The sequence below is a fragment of the Psychrobacter sp. UBA3962 genome (genome assembly GCF_002385225.1).
GTDB lineage: Bacteria > Pseudomonadota > Gammaproteobacteria > Pseudomonadales > Moraxellaceae > Psychrobacter.
Map to the genome: position 1 here is coordinate 82425 of NZ_DGDC01000013.1, position 18776 is coordinate 101200.

Consider the following 18776-nt stretch of genomic DNA (forward strand, 5'->3'; position numbering starts at 1 on the left):
AAAATGGAAAGGTTTTATAGTCTGTTATAAATTACATTTCACAATTAAGGATAATAGTATGTCTTCAGATTCAATTGTTATTGTTAGCGGTGCCCGTACTCCAATGGGCGGATTCCAAGGCGACCTTACCGGTGCCACTGCTCCACAACTTGGTGCTACTGCCATTAAAGCAGCCGTAGAACGTGCGGGTGTAAACGCGGAAGAGATTGATGAAGTCATTATGGGCTGCATCCTAACCGCAGGTATTGGCCAAGGCCCTGCTCGTCAAGCCATGCGTAATGCGGGTATTCCAGACAGTACTGGCGCTGTAACCATCAACAAACTTTGTGGTTCAGGCCTAAAAGCGGTGATGCAAGCTCATGATTCTATTAAAGCAGGCAGCGCTGACATCATCGTTGCCGGTGGAATGGAATCTATGACCAACGCCCCTTATATCTTACCTCAAGCCCGTGGTGGCTATCGTATGGGCCACAATGCAGTTAAAGACCATATGTTCCTTGATGGCTTAGAAGATGCTGATACCGGTAAGCTTATGGGACAGTTCGCCCAAGAAATGGCTGATGAAAAAGGCTATACCCGCGAGCAAATGGATGATTTTGCTATTGAATCATTAAACCGCGCGTTAACCGCTATTAACGAAGGTCATTTCAAAGATGAAATCACTCCTGTTACGGTAAAAACCCGTAAAGGTGAAGTGGTTATCGATACCGACGAGCAGCCTGCTAAAGCCAATGCTGAGCGTATTCCTACTTTACGTCCTGCCTTTGCTAAAGAAGGCACCATTACTGCCGCCAACGCCAGCTCAATCTCTGATGGTGCAGCAGCGGTTGTGGTAACCTCTGAAAAAACAGCCAATGAAAAAGGCTTAAATATTGAAGCCCGTATCGTCGCTACTGCTACCAACTCATTACACCCAAGTAAGTTTACCATTGCCCCAATTGGTTCTATGGAAAAAGTACTAGAAAAAGCGGGTTGGTCAGTTGAAGATGTCGACTTATGGGAAATTAACGAAGCTTTCGCTATGGTAACCATGGCTGCAATGGATGAGATGAATATCCCTCATGCTAAGGTTAACATCGAAGGGGGTGCTTGTGCCCTTGGTCACCCAGTAGGTTGTTCTGGTGCTCGTATCCTAGTGACCCTAATCAACTCTTTAAAGCGTACTGGTGGTAAGAAAGGGGTTGCGTCACTATGTATCGGTGGTGGTGAAGCCGTTGCGGTTGCAATCGAACTGCCTTAATAGTGATCAAATAACTATTTAATTTTCTTACCTTATTAAAGAGCCTCTTTTGAGGCTCTTTTTTTATGCAAATCAGTAATGCTTGAAATTAATATACAGTGGATGTGTAACAGTGAACAAAGCTTTGTTAGTTAATTTACACCACATTACACGCAATTACGGATCTTAATACTGTGATACTCGTTCACTATATAAACTCCAAATTTCTATTGTTATTCTAATAATCAAGTTATCGACAAGCAATTAAAGATTAATTGTTGAGAAAGTTATTTAAGCAATTATTTTTAATTAAATCAGATACTTAACCGATACTTAAGTGTACGGTTTCGTTTTAAAGCCTTAAATATTATTAAATAAAAATTAACTTTAACCAATCAACAAAGTGTCAAACAACACTTGAAACTCAAACAAAAAAGGAAGAAGAATAATGAGTCAACTAATTCGTTTAAAAGACATCCAAGCCACTCACCGTGATCTAATTGGTGATGACTATTATGATCCAACTGGTAAAACTGCTTATGGCGCCGCTGAAGAAAAAATCGGTAAAATTGAAGGTGCCTTAGTTGAAGATATTACAGGCCGCATCCGCTATTTAATTGTAGATGCAGGCGGCTGGTTCAGCTCAAAAGAAGTTTTAGTACCTGCCGGTCTAGCCCGTATCGTTGGTGATGACGTTTTCTTTGACAGCCTAACTAAATCTCAAGTAGAAGCCATGGAAGAATATGACCATGACTATCAGTACAGCTATAATGAACAAGCCAATAAAGACCGTCAAGCTTTCGTAGCTGATACTATCCCAGCTGAAGAGCGCCTTGAGCTAAAAGACGATTACTACAATGCTCCTAACACTCTAGAACTACTAGAAGAACGTCTAACTGTAAACAAAGATCGTATCGTTGCTGGTCTAGTTAAAGTGGGCAAACATGTGGTTTCTGAAGACCGTGCTGTAGATGTTGAGCTAGAAGAAGAACATGCTCATATCGAACGTACTGAAGTGAACCGTCCTACTGATCGTAGAATTGGGGATGATTTGGGTGCGGATTCTGTACAAGTTGAACTTGAAGCAGAGCGTGCGAATGTTACTAAAGAGACTTTCGTTACTGAAGAAGTTAATGTGGGTAAAACTACTGAACGTCACACAGAAACTATCCATGAAACGATTCAGCGCGAAGAGCTAGATATCGACCGTGATGGTAATATTGTTGACCGTGAAGGTAACATTATCGACCGTGATGATATTACTGCTGACGACGTACGTGCCTATCGTAATAAATAATCAATATTGATTATCTGAATTGCGAAAAATAGCAATCTTAGAGACTATAAAAACTCTTAGATTGCAGTAAAAAAGAAGCCAGGGTTAATTAACTCTGGCTTTTTTTAACGCTATCTATAACTAAGTAAACATAATAAAAACGCGCTTTAGTTATACCTCGGGTATGCTGTTAACAGTTACCTCTTTTATTTCCAAAGGAATGAATATGAACCCTCTATCAAATAATTCTAATAATTTAGACAATACCAATACTACCTCTTTAGAGTCACTACAAGAACAGCCTCAAACCACCCCTAACCGTTCAGTGACTGATCTATCTAACTCTACAGAATACGAAAAACAACGCACCTTAGTTGGTAATATAGAGCTACTTGAAGAGCGTGCAGTTGTAGATAAAGAACGCCTTGATGTTGGCAAAGTAACCGTGACTAAGCACGTTAGAACAAAAACAGTCAATGTTCCAGTGGAACTGGTGGAAGAAGTATTGGTCATTGATACTGACTATTACGATGCTGACTCAAGACAATTCTTAAACTCAACTGCTAGTGAAGCTGATTTAGTACGTCATATTGAACCTACACTAGACAGTAAGCCCAGTATTACCGTTAATGGCAAGACAGTATCACTTGATCAAGAGCCTGTAGAGATTGTGATTTCTCGTCAGGTGGCAGTTATCAAAAAAGAAACTTATGCGGTACAGGATGTGGCCATCGAGAAGTCTACTCATATCCATAAAGATACTTTCGATGTGGAGCTGAAACATGAAGAGTTAGATGTCCAAGAAGAAGGTTATTTTGATCATGAGATCCGTAAGCCTTAATACTTAAACTGGAAACCTGATTAAAATAAACCGTTCACTAAATAAGTAACACAAAAAAATAGCCAGCAATTGCTGGCTATTTTAATTTTATGGACACAAAATCAGTTATAAGCTGCTTTTATAAAATATCATTTATAAAAATATCGTTATTCAGTAGCCGGTTGCTCTGTTTCAGCCGGTGCTGCGTCAGTAGAGGCTGGCTCTTTCACCATTTTCTCTTCTGGATCTGCAGTCATTGTGCCGTTCTCAACATCCATCGCTTGCGTCTGCTCTTCTTCAATACTATCAGAGCGCGCATCAACATCATCTAGATCATCAGCCACAATAACAGGATCATTGCCTTCAGCAGGCTCAGCTGACATTGGAACCTCTGTTTCAGCTTCTGCTACTGGGGCTTCTTCTGACTGTTTTTGACAGGCAGTAAGTCCCATTACTGCGGCCATTGCTGCAGTTAATACTGTTAACTTCATAGAGTGTTTGATACCCATCATAGTCATTATCCTTTTGTTTTGTGTCATTTAAAAACTCAGTTTCAAGCTCATTCAGAGTGCTTAAGATTGGTGAATAGCACTCGAAATGTGTGCTTAGTTTTTGACACCAAGCTTAAATTTATAGTATCAAAAATTAGCTAATGTGGACAGCTACTATATTTTTCCATGACATTGTTTGTAACGCAAGCCTGAACCACAAGGGCAAGGAGCATTACGACTAATATTCAAATCTTTATAGGGGTTGTCACCATCCGTTTCTGATTGTGCCGCCATTTGTCTGTTTTGCTGCTGCTGCGCCTGATTAACAGCGGCCATTTCAGCTTCATTATGACGCTCACCAGTCAGGCTATCTAAATCATCATGTTCGAACATCATGCGCTGGCGTTCTGCCTGTGCCAAGCGCTCAGCTTCCATCGCTTCTAACTCTTCTTTGGTTGGAATATGAACACGGGATAGATCTTGAACGGTGTCTGATTTAATGGCCCCTAGCATCATCTGGAATAATTCGAATGACTCGCGCTTGTACTCTTGCTGAGGATCTTTTTGAGCATAGCCTCGCAAGTGAATCCCTTTACGCAGCTGATCCATTTGGGTCAAGTGCTCTTTCCAGTGACGGTCTAAGCTTTGTAGCATGAAATGACGTTCAAGCTGAGCGGCATTCTCAGGTGACATTTGCTCACGGCGATCACGATAACGCTGAATGGCGGTTTGGATAATCTTCTCACGTAGCCCTTCCTCATCCAACCGGCGATCTTCATCTAACCAATCATTGATAGGGATATAGTATTTGAACTCGCTCTCTAATTCATCCTCTAACCCATCAATATTCCATTGGTCATCAATAGAGCCTGGGGGAACGAATTGGCTAATTAGGGCGTCATAAACATCACGATGCATCTCTTCAATCGCTTCTTTTAAATCCGCTTCAGCAAGCAGATCATCGCGCTGTGAGTAGATAACTTTACGCTGCTCATTGGCCACGTCATCGTATTTAAGTAAGTTTTTACGAGCATCGAAGTCACGGCTTTCGACTTTACCTTGGGCATTCTCAATTGAGCGAGATACCATCTTGTGCTCAATCGCTTCATCTTCTTTCAGACCCATAGCACGCATCATATTCACCACGCGATCACCGGCGAAAATACGCATTAAGTCATCTTCTAAAGATAGGAAGAATCGTGACTGCCCTGGGTCCCCTTGACGACCCGCACGACCCCGTAGCTGGTTATCAATACGGCGTGATTCGTGGCGCTCTGAGCCAATAATGTGTAGACCACCTGCAGCCAAGACTTCATCGTGTCTTTTTTGCCAAGCTTGTTTTAGACGCTCCATTTCTTCTGGGCTAACATTTTCTGGGTCGACAATCTGTGCCTGCCAGTTACCGCCTAGAATAATATCGGTACCACGACCTGCCATGTTGGTAGCAATAGTGACTGCTTTTGGGCTACCTGCCTGGGCAATAATCTCAGCCTCACGCTCGTGCTGTTTAGCGTTAAGAACGTTGTGTTTGATGCCTTCTTGATCTAACAGATAAGACAATTCTTCACTGGCTTCAATAGTAGCGGTACCCACCAATACTGGCGCCCCTTTGGCCTGAATCTCTTTAATTTCGCGAATAATACCTTTGTATTTACCCAGCTTAGTTAAGAAAATCTGGTCATCTAAGTCAATACGAGCAATCGGTTTATGGGTTGGAATAACCACCACATCGATGTCATAGGTAGATTTAAACTCAGCGGCTTCAGTATCCGCAGTACCCGTCATGCCCGATAGCTTGTCATATAGACGGAAGTAGTTCTGGAAAGTGGTCGTCGCCAGAGTTTGGTTCTCTGCCTGAATTTCCACCCCTTCTTTGGCCTCTACCGCCTGATGTAGACCATCGGACCAACGACGGCCTGGCATGGTACGACCGGTATTCTCATCAACGATGATCACTTCGCCATCATTAACAATATAGTGCACGTTTTTGACGAAGATGTGATGCGCTCGTATCGCTGCTTGAACGTGGGCCAATAAAGGCAGACGGGTTGGACTGTATAAGCTCTCATTTTCCGAAAGCTCGCCAACTTCAATTAAGAAAGCCTCAATTTTTTCGTAGCCTTTTTCACTGATTTCGATAGAGCGGTTTTTCTCATCAATCCAGAAATCACCATCTCTATTTTCTTTATTGGCCTCTTCATCGGTTGAACGTTTTAGGCGAGGAATAATATTATTAATTAGCGCATAAGTTTCAGAGGAATCATCTGCTTGCCCTGAAATAATCAGCGGTGTACGGGCTTCATCAATTAAAATTGAGTCAATTTCGTCAATAATACAGTAGTTTAAAGGACGCTGTTTTTTCTCAGCCAAGCTAAACACCATGTTATCGCGTAGGTAGTCAAACCCGTACTCGTTGTTGGTACCATAAGTAATGTCTGCTTGATAAGCATCCACTTTTTCTTGTGGCGGCTGCTGTGAGTAGATAACCCCAACCGTTAGCCCTAAGAATTCAAATAAGGGACGGTTTAATTCAGCATCACGAGCGGCCAGATAGTCGTTTACCGTGACTACGTGCACCCCTTTACCACTGATGGCATTGAGGTAAATGGCCAAAGTTGCCATTAAGGTCTTACCTTCACCGGTACGCATCTCGGCGATTTTACCTTCATGCAGAGTAATACCACCAATAATCTGCACATCGTAATGGCGCATACCTAGCACACGCTTTGATGCTTCACGACAAACCGCGAAAGCCTCAGGCAATAAAGAGTCTAGGCTAGCACCTTCGTCAAAACGACTCTTAAACTCTGCCGTTTTATCATGAAGCTGTTCGTCTGTCAGGGCGGCTACTGCTTCTTCTTGAGCATTTACTTTTGCCACAATTTGGCGCATCCGCTTTAGCTCACGATCGTTTTTAGTACCAATTACGCTTCCGATTATTTTTGACAACATAACTTTGTAGACCTACTTATCGACTAAGTCGTGCATTATTAGGTGCAGACCATAAAAAAATTTTACCTATTATATATGGTAACAGTATTGATAGATACAAGGGCAATTGAATCTACAGCCATAAATTATTTGTTATATTCTATGAAAAATTAGGCTTATCTCAGTAATTTTGTCCCTTAATCTATACTTCCATTAATTATATAAAGGCACCCAGGCAACGCTTACCATACGTTGCTAAACTTGCGCTGAATAGATGTTAAAATAGAACACCTATGAGGGTAATACCCTTTTTTATCTTCTAAAAGCCCTGTCCGTAAGAAGGGTTACTCCTATTTTCTGCTTATTGTTTTTCTTTGAAAGCTTACTATGTCTGTTACCCCAACTATGTCTAATACCCCCAATAACAACTCGATTTTAAATATTGCTGGTACGGTCTATAACTTAGATGACCACACACCAATGATGGTGCAGTATTTAACCTTGAAGGCACAATACCCCCATGCTTTGCTGCTATACCGCATGGGTGATTTTTATGAGTTGTTTCTTGATGATGCCCAGCGTGCTGCCGATATTTTAGACATCACTCTCACCCGCCGTGGCAATGATAAAGCCGGCAATAATATTGCCATGGCAGGTGTGCCCTTTCATGCTGCAGAAAGCTATATGGCCCGCCTTATCGCTGCTGGTGAGACCGTGGTTATCTGCGAGCAAGTAGAAGATACTGCCGAGCCCAATAGCCCTAGCGACAAGCCCGCTGCTAAAGGCATTATGCGCCGTGAGGTGGTAAAAACATTAACCGCAGGCACCCTGACCGACGATGCTTTAATCGGACCGAATCAAACGCCGAGTGTTGTCGCCATTGATTTCCAGATCAGTAAAAACTTACAGCAACCTACTTTATCCCAAGCCAAAAAATGGCAGGTGGGGATCAGCCAACTTGACTTAAATGCTGGAACCATTCGCACTCAGACCCTTCATCTAGACTCCTTATTACAGCAGCCCATGCTGGATAGCTTCAGTCAGGACAATAATGACCCTCAACCAGGCAGCAACTCAGAAAAAGCTCTAGACTTTAAGCAACTGTTGAAGCAGCGTCTGCTAACGGTACTGATTCGCTTTTCGCCCAGTGAAGTTATCATCTCTGAGTCCACCTCAGATGAATGGCGGCACTGGTTACAAGATAAGCTGTATTGCCCTGTTATCAGTGTGGCTGCCAGTGACTTTCATGCTCAGCATGCAGCCACCACAGTATGCCGACAATTTAACGTTCAAACCGTTGAAGGGTTAGGTATTGCCGATAGCTTAGTGGCCCAGACCAGTACCGCTGCCTTAATTCATTATGCGCAGCAGACTCAGCAGCGTCATACGCCTCAGCTTAACGAGCTTATTGTCGAGCGTGATGAAGATTATCTTATTATTGATGACATTAGCAGTCGAAACCTAGAGCTTTTTTCGCCAGTTAGCCCAACCGGTACCAGCTTACTTAGTGTCGTCAATCACTGTCAGACCCCCATGGGTAAGAGACTGCTGGCCAACCAACTAAAGCGCCCTTTACGCTTATCTCAAGCACATCAGCAACTGCAAGCAAGACTGGATGCGGTTGAGTGGTTTGTTAATCAGCCGGCACTGGCTAATCTACAGCCTTTACAACAGCAATTACAAAGCATTGGGGATATTGAACGCATCAGTAGCCGTATCGCCTTACACAGCGCTAAGCCTCGTGACTTAAGACGACTGGCGTCTAGTATCAGAAACAGTGAGCAAGTCGCTGAGTATTTACAGACTTTAGGGCTTACCCCTGAGGCACCTTCCTTGTTGGTGCAGTTATTTAAGCAGCTGCCTTTACAGCACCCTGAGCTGATTGAAATTGCTGATTTATTAGACAGAGCCATTGTTGAGGAGCCACCCGCCCATATTCGCGACGGCGGGATGATAGCGACTGGCTACGATGAAGAGTTTGATCGCTTGGTGCATTTGCACGACAACATTCAAGAAACTTTAGATGAGATGGCCAATGAGGCTCGTCAAACCTATAAGTTGCCGAGTCTTAAAGTGGGCTTTAATAAAGTCAGTGGCTTTTATTTCGAGCTCCCCAAAGGGCAAGCCAACGCTGCACCCGAAGCTTTTATCCGTCGCCAAACCTTAAAAAACAGCGAACGCTTTATTACCGAGCCACTAAAAACTCTAGAAGTGGACTACTTAGAGGCCCAAACCAATGCTCTAGCTAGAGAAAAGGCTTTATACCAAGGTGTATTGGTCGCCCTGAGCGAACAGCTGTCTCACTTACAGCAATTAAGTGCCTCCATTTCCCAGCTTGATGTGTTACTTAACTGGGCAGTATTGGCCAAAGAAAGCCAATGGGTAAGACCTGTCTTAACGCCTGAATCAAGCTATCTGGATATCAAAGATGGTCGTCACTTGGTGGTGGAAGCTATGAACCAACCCCAGAATTTGCATGGCAAATCATCGGCACCCACCTCCCCCGCTTCGGTTCAGCAATTCGTGGCCAATGACTGTCAACTAGGTACTGAGTCTAATGAACAACGTTTGCTGCTGATTACTGGGCCCAATATGGGTGGTAAATCCACCTATATGCGTCAAACGGCCTTGATCGTCTTGCTGGCTTGCTGTGGTAGCTTTATACCGGCCAGCTCGGCACATATCGGTGATATTGACCGTATATTCACCCGTATTGGCTCTGCTGATGACTTGGCTGGGGGTAAGTCTACTTTTATGGTGGAAATGATTGAAACCGCTCAAATATTAAACCTCGCCAGCTCACGCTCATTGGTATTAATGGATGAGGTAGGTCGTGGCACCTCAACCACGGATGGCTTGGCTATTGCTCATGCTTGTGCAGTCCAGTTGGCCGAGATGGGTAGCTTGACCTTATTTGCCACGCATTACTTTGAACTAACTGAGTTAGCAAAACAGCCTGAATTGGCCCATAAAATCAGAAACGTACATGTTGCTGCTAGTGAAGTAGAAGGCCAATTGTTATTGCTGCACAAAATACAAGAGGGGGCAGCCAGCTCAAGCTTTGGTCTGCATGTGGCAAAAATGGCGGGCATCCCTGAGCAAGTACTCACTGCAGCCACTCATTATCTTACCCAGCAAAATTCATTAAATAGAGCGGTCGCTTCCTCTGAGGTCGACTACGAAGTTAATCATGCTAAAATCGATAAAGCTTATGCAAATGCTGACCAAAGCCTTAATACTGAGCAAAAAAACGCAGCTCATTCACAGACATCACTACAATTAACACCTTCTCAATCTGCAGAGCTTAGCCCTCAACAAATCGCTGAGAAGAATCAGCTAACCCCCATGAATCCTGAGGCTATGGCTATCTTTGAAAAAATAAAACAACTGCAACCCGATGAATTAACCGCAAAACAAGCACTTGATTTGCTATATGAGTTAAAGAGCAACACTGAAGGCAGCTAAATCAACAAAACTGACTGATAGGAATTTGTGAAATAGTCATTAACAGGGTAAAATATACCTCACAAATAAATCTTATCCCTCATTCGCAACTTACTTATCTTGTGATATTGACCATTTAGCTTCCTACTGGCGCAGTTACTGTGACTCATATTGAGGTTATAACTGACCTAGCCAAAATCGCCACAATGGTTAAACACAGCTCAAGATAACTTTTATAAAGGTAGCTCGCTATGACATTTGTTGTCACTGATAATTGCATCCGCTGCAAATACACCGATTGTGTTGAAGTCTGCCCTGTGGACTGCTTTTATGAAGGGCCTAACTTCTTGGTCATTCATCCTGATGAGTGTATTGACTGTGCTTTGTGTGAGCCTGAGTGCCCAGCCAATGCTATTTTTTCGGAAGACGAAGTGCCTAAGGGCCAAGAAGAGTTTATTGAGCTAAACGCAGAGCTTGCAGAAGTGTGGCCAAACATTACTGAAATGCAAGATCAGCTACCAGACGCTGCGAAGTGGGATGGTGTTGAAGGTAAAATTCAGTATCTAGAGCGCTAAGCCTTACTCACAAGCAAGTCTTGTTAATTAGAAAGCGACCTATATCTGTCTATGATATGGGTCGCTTTTTTATGGCTGTCACTACTTTAGACTAATCAAACGGATATAGGCAATTCACCACCTCTTCTAAATTACATACAATTTTATTTTGGCTTTTATCTATTGGATTTTTTATGGTGCCTGTAATATTGCCCAAAGTCGTTATTTTATTGTCTGCGTCTGAGACTTCTGCCGTATAGCTTAAGGATCCACAGGCAGAGGTTGTTAGTTTAAGGGACTCCAATGGATCAGAAGAAGGGACCACTTTTAAGCCATTTATACCTGTATTCATATCTATAAACAGCTTATCACTAAAGGCTTTTGTTTCAGCCAGACACGCCACCTCAGAGGACTTTTTAGCATAATTCTGATAAGCAGGTATGGCAATTAGCGATAAGATCCCAATGATGGCGACCACCACCATCAACTCTATCAAGGTAAAACCTTGTTCTGTTTCCATCATATATCCTTAAAAGACAAATTAATTAAAATTTATAATAACACTATTTATTATAATTAATAAATTAATAGTTAGTTAATTTTAATCAGATAAGGTTCTACCTACCAATTATTAGCACATTGCTGCATAGAGATTATTTCTAATAAATCCGGTGTACTAGCAAATACGCATCTTTGACCCCAACTATCTAAATAATAATGACTAGCTAATTCTAGTTTCTCGAATTCAGGCTTAGGCTGGATTAACAACCGCCACCCTTGCGGGTTAGCATGAGCATCAGTCAGTGATCGTTCGCCTGTGGCGTCAGTGAGTTGGAAGGAATATTTAGTCTTGGGCCGGTCTTTAAGCGCATCACTAACCGCAAACCCCGCATAGGTCAGATGCCTTGCTCGCCAGCGCTGCAGTTGATTGCCAAGGTACAGCCCTTGCTGCTGCGCAATATGCTGCTCTCTTTGCAGTAGATAATGGTTATAACTGGGCAAAGCAATCAACATCAATACAGCAGTGATCATACTCACCATCATCAACTCGATTAAACTAAATCCCTGCACCCCTTTGCTAATAATAAGTTGACCTCTGTTAGAGCCTGCAATAGTAGTCATTTTAGGTACTGCCTAGTTTGAAACTGAAAGATGATTACTATAATCAAACCACTGCTCCAGAAATAATCGTGGCTGCAGCGTAAAGCTATTAACAAACTTAGGGGTCGCTTGGATGTCATTAAGATTTACTGGGGCAGATAATTGAATTTCTTCAATAAGATTAGCTTCTGAATAAACACCGGAAACTTGAGCTGTAAATAGCTGTCTGGCTTTGCCCTCTCCCACCGTTTTCCAAGATAAAGGATTTAATCCGTTGCCATAGCTAATTCTTTGCAAATGATTGCGATAAGTTTTGTTAGCCCTATTACAGTTACCGTACGGAAGACAAAACTGATACACCTCTGTACTTCCTATAAGTTGCGCGCGACAAGCAGCTAGAGGCTCCCATTTTGGCACAGGATTATAGGCTGTTAGATACAGCTTATTACTGACTGCAAACATAGGGCCAAACGCTTTAATCGCATGGCTGCTGGCCGAGCTATTGCTACCCGAAACCCTATTTTGATTATTCGGACCCTCTACCACACCATCCTCCTGAATATCAGCACCCTGTTGACCAAACTGAGTTAAAGGCGACCGCCAACCTTGCTTGTGATAGCCACTTAACTGAGGATCGCTGACATCCATAGTGCTTAAATCCGGGAAACCTTCTTCAGTCAAATAGATATCACGGGTCTGTAATGCGGCTAGGGGCATATTAAATAGATTTGGATTGGTCACATCCTTATCGTAAAGAGTATAGACCTGATTGGCTGTGAGGCTAAGGGCTGACATTTTTTCTGTTGTCATGGGCTTAATGCTAATCCAGTCTTTGGTAGCACTCAGAATAGGTGCCAAAGGATCTACTATTGCTGAAAGAGACTTATTTGGATTATTTGAATCAAAAGAGCTAGGGACTCTGAGGCTAGCACTGACTTTATCTGTTGAGGCAAATGTGGTGGTCACCTTGAGCCATGAGCCCGGTTGAAACAGCTTTGTGCCCAATTGAAAATGACCGTTTTCGAAGCGAATGTTGCTACTGCTATTTATATCCCTAAGCAATGCCATATCAGAAACTGTCAAATACCAATCACTATTTTCTAATTTAATTCCTGCCTCCTCTGTCGTTAAAAATCGCTTATGCGTAGCTCGTAGAATCTGGCTATGCCCTAAGCTATCTAAATAATCAATTTCCAGACTCACTGTATGCTTTGAGGGGTCAGTAATACGTAAAGGATGACTGCGATCGCCTGAAGCGACACTGACTGTGGCAAACTTACCAGAAAAGCTATCAATACTATTATGGTTTTGGAGAGTAACCACAGGGGTTTCATAAAAGCGAGGCCCAGGACTGTTTTTTTTACTTCTAAAATCTGCCAGGCGCACCACCCGCACCTTACTGGCTAAGCCAGCTGAGGAAGCCACATTGTCTATATCCAATCGAAATAGCTGTCCCTCCAAATCTGCAAAATAGAGATGATCTGTGAGACCATCCTCTTCTCTATCCATAGCCTTAACGGAACCTGTGATGCTATACAACATCGAGTCATTTGCTACTTGCAACACTTTGCCGGCATCTTTTGACAAGTCAGAAAAACCGTTATCATCTTTACTGCTTATAATGCTCTGTGTCTCATTGTCTGCCGTAACTACAATAAGTGGCACCCCTGTTTTGGCATCGATGATATATAAAGCATTGCCCAATATCGACTGTAGGCCTTGTTGTAAGTAGTAGCGCTCCCGTAACCCATCCGGCTTGTCATATTCATTGGCATCATAACCTCCTGAGAGTATCGCAACTAATTTAGGCTCGCCAAACCAATTAATATGAGTAATAACAGGTTTGCTCCAGCTATAACCTAACTGCTTGAAATACAACTGACCAAAATCCTGGCGATCAGGAGTAATAGTAAATAACTGCTTTGGCGCAAACCCATTTAAATTCTGTGCAGAGTCCACTTTATCTAGACCGGTTAAATCTAGGCCGTAGTAAGCCCTAGCCCCTAATCTCGCACCCCCAAATACGTACAAAGGTTTGGCGATACTCTCTCCCTCTGCATTGGTTATATAACGGGCGTATTGAATCCAAGGCCCATCGATACCAAAGCTGGGATGGGCCTCTGTTGATGCCGCTAAGCTGTCCTGCGTGATGGCTTTGTATTGGCCGTTTTCAGCTAACACCTCTTGAGCAAAATAGGCCGCTACCTCTTCACCCGTTGCATCATCAATAATATGCAGAGCATTGTCCATAGCCCCATATAAAATATGTTTTTTATAGCTATATTTTTGGGATCCGGATGAATTGATACTATTAGATTGATTGGAGAGTAGCGGTTGAGCCTTACTAATTAAAGCAATGGGCGTTGAATGATGAATGCCAGCACTTGGCGGACTAGTATCAAACCTATAACTCAGTAACGACTGTCGAAGCTTCGTCTGTTGCTTTTGAGTCAGCTTAGGCAGCTGAAAACGGTTAATACTATCAGGGGTTTGTGCTATCAGATTTCTCGCTTCAGATTGACTTAGATAGACATTCCTGGGGTTTTTCAATAACTGTGGCTTACCTTTAATAGCCTCTGCAGCAAAAATATCGTTAACAACGGATGATTGATACTTACTAACACCGCCTGGCCACTGTGCCTGTAAGCTGCCAAACTGGGGCTGTAAATAAGTCTGATAGCGCTCTTTAAATAGTTTATTGCTGTGCATGAAGTTGGTTAGCTGAATGGGTGCTTTTCTTACCCTAGCAGAGGGCTGTGTCGTCAAGTTTTTTGCCATAACAGTCAAAGCTTGAGCCAGCGCCATACTTTGCTTTACACCTTGATCAGATTTAGCATCCATAGAGCCAACTGACTGAAAAACCCCCCCTTCTCCATAACTGTGTCCATACTGCCCTAGCAAACACTTTTGTCTTGTCTCAGGTGTAACGCTAGCTGCTAAACAGTCGTAACTGGGTAAGCCCTTATTTCTATCTACCACATTCAGAGTATTGTCCTCACCGCTAAAGACAATAACCGCGGTTTTTAGAGCCACCCCTAACGGATTACGATAGTCATCATTAGTAGCCTTAAACTGATTGAGATGGCGAGCATAATCTTGGCCACAACGCCAAGATAGGGCTTTATCTGACTGAACTCCCTCAATGCCTAATGCTTGGTTTAGATTTGGGCTCAATGCTACTGTTGAGTTTAAGGTCGATCTCACCGATTCTGAACGACACTGCTGTAAGATCTGTTGGCGGTAAGCCAAGTCATCATGAATGGATGAGGGATATTTTGCTATTAAGGACTGAGTCATCATGGCTAAAGGGTCTAAGTTTGACATTGGCCCTACAGGCTCACTTGATATCAACGCTGTTGAAGCTGTGTCCGCTGTTAGGATGACCATTACATTTCCTACGCTATAAGCCAAAGCATCCAACTCCTTGCTCTCAAAATGACGCGCAGAACATTGATTATAGATAGGTTTTGAGTAAAATTTTCGAGCATTTTTTATAGAGAAAACTGGCTCTATATCTAACAAAGCGACTGGTTCATCATTATTTTTGGAAGGAATTTGCTCTACGGGGGATTGATTAGAAGTATTGAGGACATCAACAATTTCAATGTCATTAATAGATAATGACTCAGCAGCATTCAAAGGATTACTTATACTGGCAATATTAACTGCTGTACTCTGAGTATTTGTGCCCATCATATAGGCAGACGCTTGGGCATAAGCGGCCATACTGCTGTTGAATAAGTCATCACCCGCTTTATGCTGTCTTACACAGTCAGGAAACTGCGGACACTGAGCTTTGATGAAGTTTTTAATTTTATAACGCTGTGACTCAGGGTGATGGCTATCGGCTATCTGACCAAGGGCTGCTACTGGAACCAATACCAGTTCTGTCGCCGCCTCACTCTGCTCAAAATCAGCGACTTTACCAATACCCACCTGTAAGTTATCTGCCATCAGTCCAGGCGTATCCATAAGATAGACTAAGGCTTGCTGTAAATACTGCAGGTGCTGTGTGTGATTGGGACCTGTATATAAGGCAGGATCAAGCAATAAAAATAAGACTGGTCCTGGCGCTTGTGCCGAGCTTGAATAATATCCCAAACTATAAACAGCCAAATCTCCTTTGGCCGGTGAAGTAGCTGCGGAGGCATAAGGGCTAATGACAAGCTGAATAAGCGTAACCATCACAATTAAAGCCATATTGATTGATGGCATAAGTTGCCTAAACCTTAGAAGGTATTTTTTAACTAACTGCAGTACGCTAAGGCAGAGCCTCTGTAGACAGGCAACAACATGGTTATTAAATTGAAAGTTATTATCCTCGATAGGTCATTATCCTTAGCCACTTAACGGGCTATTTAGGCACTATTAGCTGGTAATAAATCAGCTACTATTGTGATTACAAACTAAATTAAGGTCATCCATCAGGCACTGCCTGATAAGAAAACACATAGTCTTGCACTTGGACATTGAATGGTGTGCCTGTTCTTTTTAAACAAGCCAACTGATTTTCGGTCTTACCAAACCAAGTATTATGTGAGGCTGTTATAGTCACCGGTTTGGCCAGGCAATCATCAATTTGACCCAGACGAGCTCTGCTAAAGCTTGGCATGACAGAGGTGACATAAAGCCGAATGTGGGTTGGCTTATTACTTTCTAAGTCTTGTCCAGAGGGACCAGAAAACGGAGTGGCTGTATGAGTTTTGGTCGTATCCTTAGTTTTTATCTGCTCTAAATTTTGATTTGCTATTGGATTTATTCGTACAAATGATAGCTGGGTAGCGATGATTTTTCGGTTACTAATAAAGTGACTATTATCACTGTCCGCCAAATTACAGTAGCCGTTAGGGTTTATAGCCTCCTTGCCATGCGTCATTATTTTTGCGCTAGAAGCGCTATAAATGGTCGAGTTCAATTTTGGCTGATAGCAAACCGTATATTCTGTCAGAGCTAGCTTTTCTTCCTGTTTTGACAGGTAACCAAAAGGTCCAGATTCTGCTACTAATAAGCTTAATTGCTCCTTATCTTTTGACAGCTTATCTAGCTGTCGTAGCGGGGCATCAGATGATTGAAACAATAGCTGATTGATTTGAAAAGTTGTGGTCAAATCCAAAGAGGTATTAGCACTTCTTAAAGCAATAAGGCTGGCGGTAGCCATTAATAACAAGAGCAATAGCACTATCATCAATACGGCCCCTTGTTGCCCGTGATTGTGTGGCCTCTGATTATTAAGTCGGCTCCTAGAACGGCTATTTGTTACATAGGCAAGGTTTGCCTTTAGATTTCCAGCTGTTTTCATTACCCCTGCTTAATCATTGGCTGAGCCGTGTATTACGTAGTGCTACCACAGTTTGTAATGTTTGACGATTATAATGAGGCGTTGTTCGTCTAATCTGATAGTCCTCACCTTGCAAGTGAATGATCGCTCGCTTCTTTTTTCTATTATCTTCACTCACTGTACTCATACTTCGAGCGATAATCCCTAACTCAATCGCCACAATAGGAGCATCATAGACATAGTTTGAGCCAATCAGTATCGTATTTTGATTTGGAGTGCGCTTAGATAGATAGGTATCGATAGGCATATAAGCCACTCCTTGCTCTAATTGAACGCCTAGCTTAACTGAAAAATAATCCACCCTATTAATCAGTATCACCCCATTGTCGCCAAAGCCCTTGATACTCCGACTATTTATAGCCACATCACTGACATCTTGCGACCCATTTACTACATAGCTACCGGCATCACAGGCCAAGACAATGGCCTGTGCTTTGTTCTCCTTACCAACACGCTGATTGTCTGTACGCGTAAAATAGCGCTCAATAACCATATCTCCTTTATTAACTGTCCTACCTTCACAGTCATAACTGTCAAAAGGAGCCCGATACTGTATGGTCAACTGATCACTGGTAACAGGGGCTATAAGATTACTGGGACCCGCTCCATTTTTGGTCAACAGCCTAGACTCAATGCCGCGTACTCCTCTTAAATTGCCCACTGTGATCGGCTTGCCCGCTAAGCTTGATTGCGAGCTATCTTCAGATCCCGTTAATACAATCCCTGTCCCAGTCGTTTGTTGTCGCATTGAGCTTGAAGCACCCAAGTTGGCATGGGAGATCTCTTTAACCATCGAAGTTAACCCAAAAACAGCTGCATCTTGCACTTCAGAGACAGAGCGCTGTAGCTTTTGAGTCCTCATGCTATGGGTAAAAACCTGGAAAGCCGCTGAGCTTATCACTAACCCCAAGCTCAAGGCTAACATGAGTTCAATCAAGGTAAATCCTTGCTCAGTTGGCATCATATTGCTCTTAGAGTGGCACAACTTTTTGGCTAAAGCTTTAACTGGCCGCTTTTTCTGATTGGCTCTATAGAGCATCAGTTAATCTCAGCAAAGACACAGTCAGCTTGTTTCGCAATGCCACCATCTGAATTAAAACAACCCATTGATTCGCTGTACTCATTGCTACTTTGACCCATACCACTTTGATTATTTGCTGTGGTCTTTCCCCAAGCTACTATTAAGCACTTTGGCATTACCCCGTCGCTAACTTCTGGACAATCCATCATACCTAGGCTAAATCCTTGTCTGGATGCCTGCTGTTTTAAATTTATGACATCATTTCGTGCCAGCTGCTCTGCACTGCATCCTTTACTTTGAAGACAGTTTTTGGCTTCAAGACGCCCCGTGGCATTCAAGTATTGTTGATAAATGCTAAAGTCTTGTAGCTGACTATTGGCTCTTAAACGCTCCGTTGATTCACTTAAGATCATCAACGCCCGCAGGCGCATCATTGAGTGATGGGTACTGCTCATGGCCTGACTCTGCAAGATAGCATAGCCTAAAGAAGCGCTGCTAAATATAAACAAGGCTACCATGACCTCTATAAGACCAAATCCCTGCTGCTGACTACCATTGTATAATTGCGAGCTCCTAACCAT

Annotated in this window: 13 protein-coding genes; 5 read left to right on the plus strand and 8 right to left on the minus strand. The window is 42.8% G+C overall.

Annotated features, from left to right (window positions below):
- Nucleotides 1–58: 58 nt before the first annotated feature.
- From B3S92_RS03845 to B3S92_RS03855, 3 genes are all read left to right on the plus strand, one after another.
- Complete coding sequence (locus B3S92_RS03845; RefSeq protein WP_077449996.1) at nt 59–1240, plus strand: thiolase family protein; 1182 nt, start codon at nt 59–61, stop codon at nt 1238–1240.
- Between the two features lie 427 nt (nt 1241–1667).
- Entirely contained in the window at nt 1668–2516 is an 849-nt protein-coding gene (locus B3S92_RS03850; protein WP_296202866.1) for a PRC and DUF2382 domain-containing protein, read from the plus strand.
- 205 nt (nt 2517–2721) lie between these two features.
- Complete coding sequence (locus tag B3S92_RS03855; RefSeq protein WP_296202868.1) at nt 2722–3336, plus strand: YsnF/AvaK domain-containing protein; 615 nt, start codon at nt 2722–2724, stop codon at nt 3334–3336.
- Nucleotides 3337–3482: 146 nt separating this feature from the next.
- Here B3S92_RS03855 and B3S92_RS03860 read toward each other — a convergent pair whose 3' ends face one another.
- On the minus strand, nt 3483–3827 hold the full coding sequence (locus tag B3S92_RS03860) for a hypothetical protein (RefSeq protein ID WP_296202870.1): 345 nt from the start codon (nt 3825–3827) through the stop codon (nt 3483–3485).
- A gap of 153 nt (nt 3828–3980) precedes the next feature.
- On the minus strand, nt 3981–6758 hold the full coding sequence (gene secA / locus B3S92_RS03865; protein WP_296202873.1) for a preprotein translocase subunit SecA: 2778 nt from the start codon (nt 6756–6758) through the stop codon (nt 3981–3983).
- A gap of 366 nt (nt 6759–7124) precedes the next feature.
- Here secA and mutS point away from each other — a divergent pair, with 366 nt between their 5' ends.
- Both mutS and fdxA read left to right on the plus strand, forming a co-directional pair.
- Nucleotides 7125–10202, plus strand: coding sequence for a DNA mismatch repair protein MutS (mutS, locus tag B3S92_RS03870; RefSeq protein ID WP_414706989.1), 3078 nt, complete (start codon nt 7125–7127; stop codon nt 10200–10202).
- A gap of 230 nt (nt 10203–10432) precedes the next feature.
- The gene (fdxA, locus tag B3S92_RS03875) at nt 10433–10756 is read left to right on the plus strand and encodes a ferredoxin FdxA (protein ID WP_077449990.1); all 324 of its coding nucleotides are present in this window, start codon (nt 10433–10435) and stop codon (nt 10754–10756) included.
- A gap of 91 nt (nt 10757–10847) precedes the next feature.
- On the opposite strand, the gene B3S92_RS03880 is transcribed toward fdxA, so the two are convergent.
- The 6 genes from B3S92_RS03880 to B3S92_RS03905 all read right to left on the minus strand — a co-directional run bounded on the left by B3S92_RS03880 (nt 10848) and on the right by B3S92_RS03905 (nt 18776).
- A complete protein-coding gene (locus B3S92_RS03880) occupies nt 10848–11255 on the minus strand; it encodes a pilin (RefSeq protein WP_296202881.1) in 408 nt (135 codons plus the stop codon).
- A gap of 101 nt (nt 11256–11356) precedes the next feature.
- Entirely contained in the window at nt 11357–11857 is a 501-nt protein-coding gene (locus B3S92_RS03885) for a type IV pilin protein (RefSeq protein ID WP_296202883.1), read from the minus strand.
- A 12-nt stretch (nt 11858–11869) separates the two neighbouring features.
- On the minus strand, nt 11870–16051 hold the full coding sequence (locus B3S92_RS03890; protein ID WP_296202886.1) for a hypothetical protein: 4182 nt from the start codon (nt 16049–16051) through the stop codon (nt 11870–11872).
- 202 nt (nt 16052–16253) lie between these two features.
- A complete protein-coding gene (locus tag B3S92_RS03895) occupies nt 16254–17021 on the minus strand; it encodes a hypothetical protein (RefSeq protein WP_296202888.1) in 768 nt (255 codons plus the stop codon).
- Nucleotides 17022–17148: 127 nt separating this feature from the next.
- Entirely contained in the window at nt 17149–18138 is a 990-nt protein-coding gene (locus B3S92_RS03900) for a PilW family protein (protein WP_296202890.1), read from the minus strand.
- A 74-nt stretch (nt 18139–18212) separates the two neighbouring features.
- Nucleotides 18213–18776, minus strand: a complete 564-nt coding sequence (locus B3S92_RS03905) for a type IV pilus modification PilV family protein (RefSeq protein WP_296202892.1) — start codon at nt 18774–18776, stop codon at nt 18213–18215.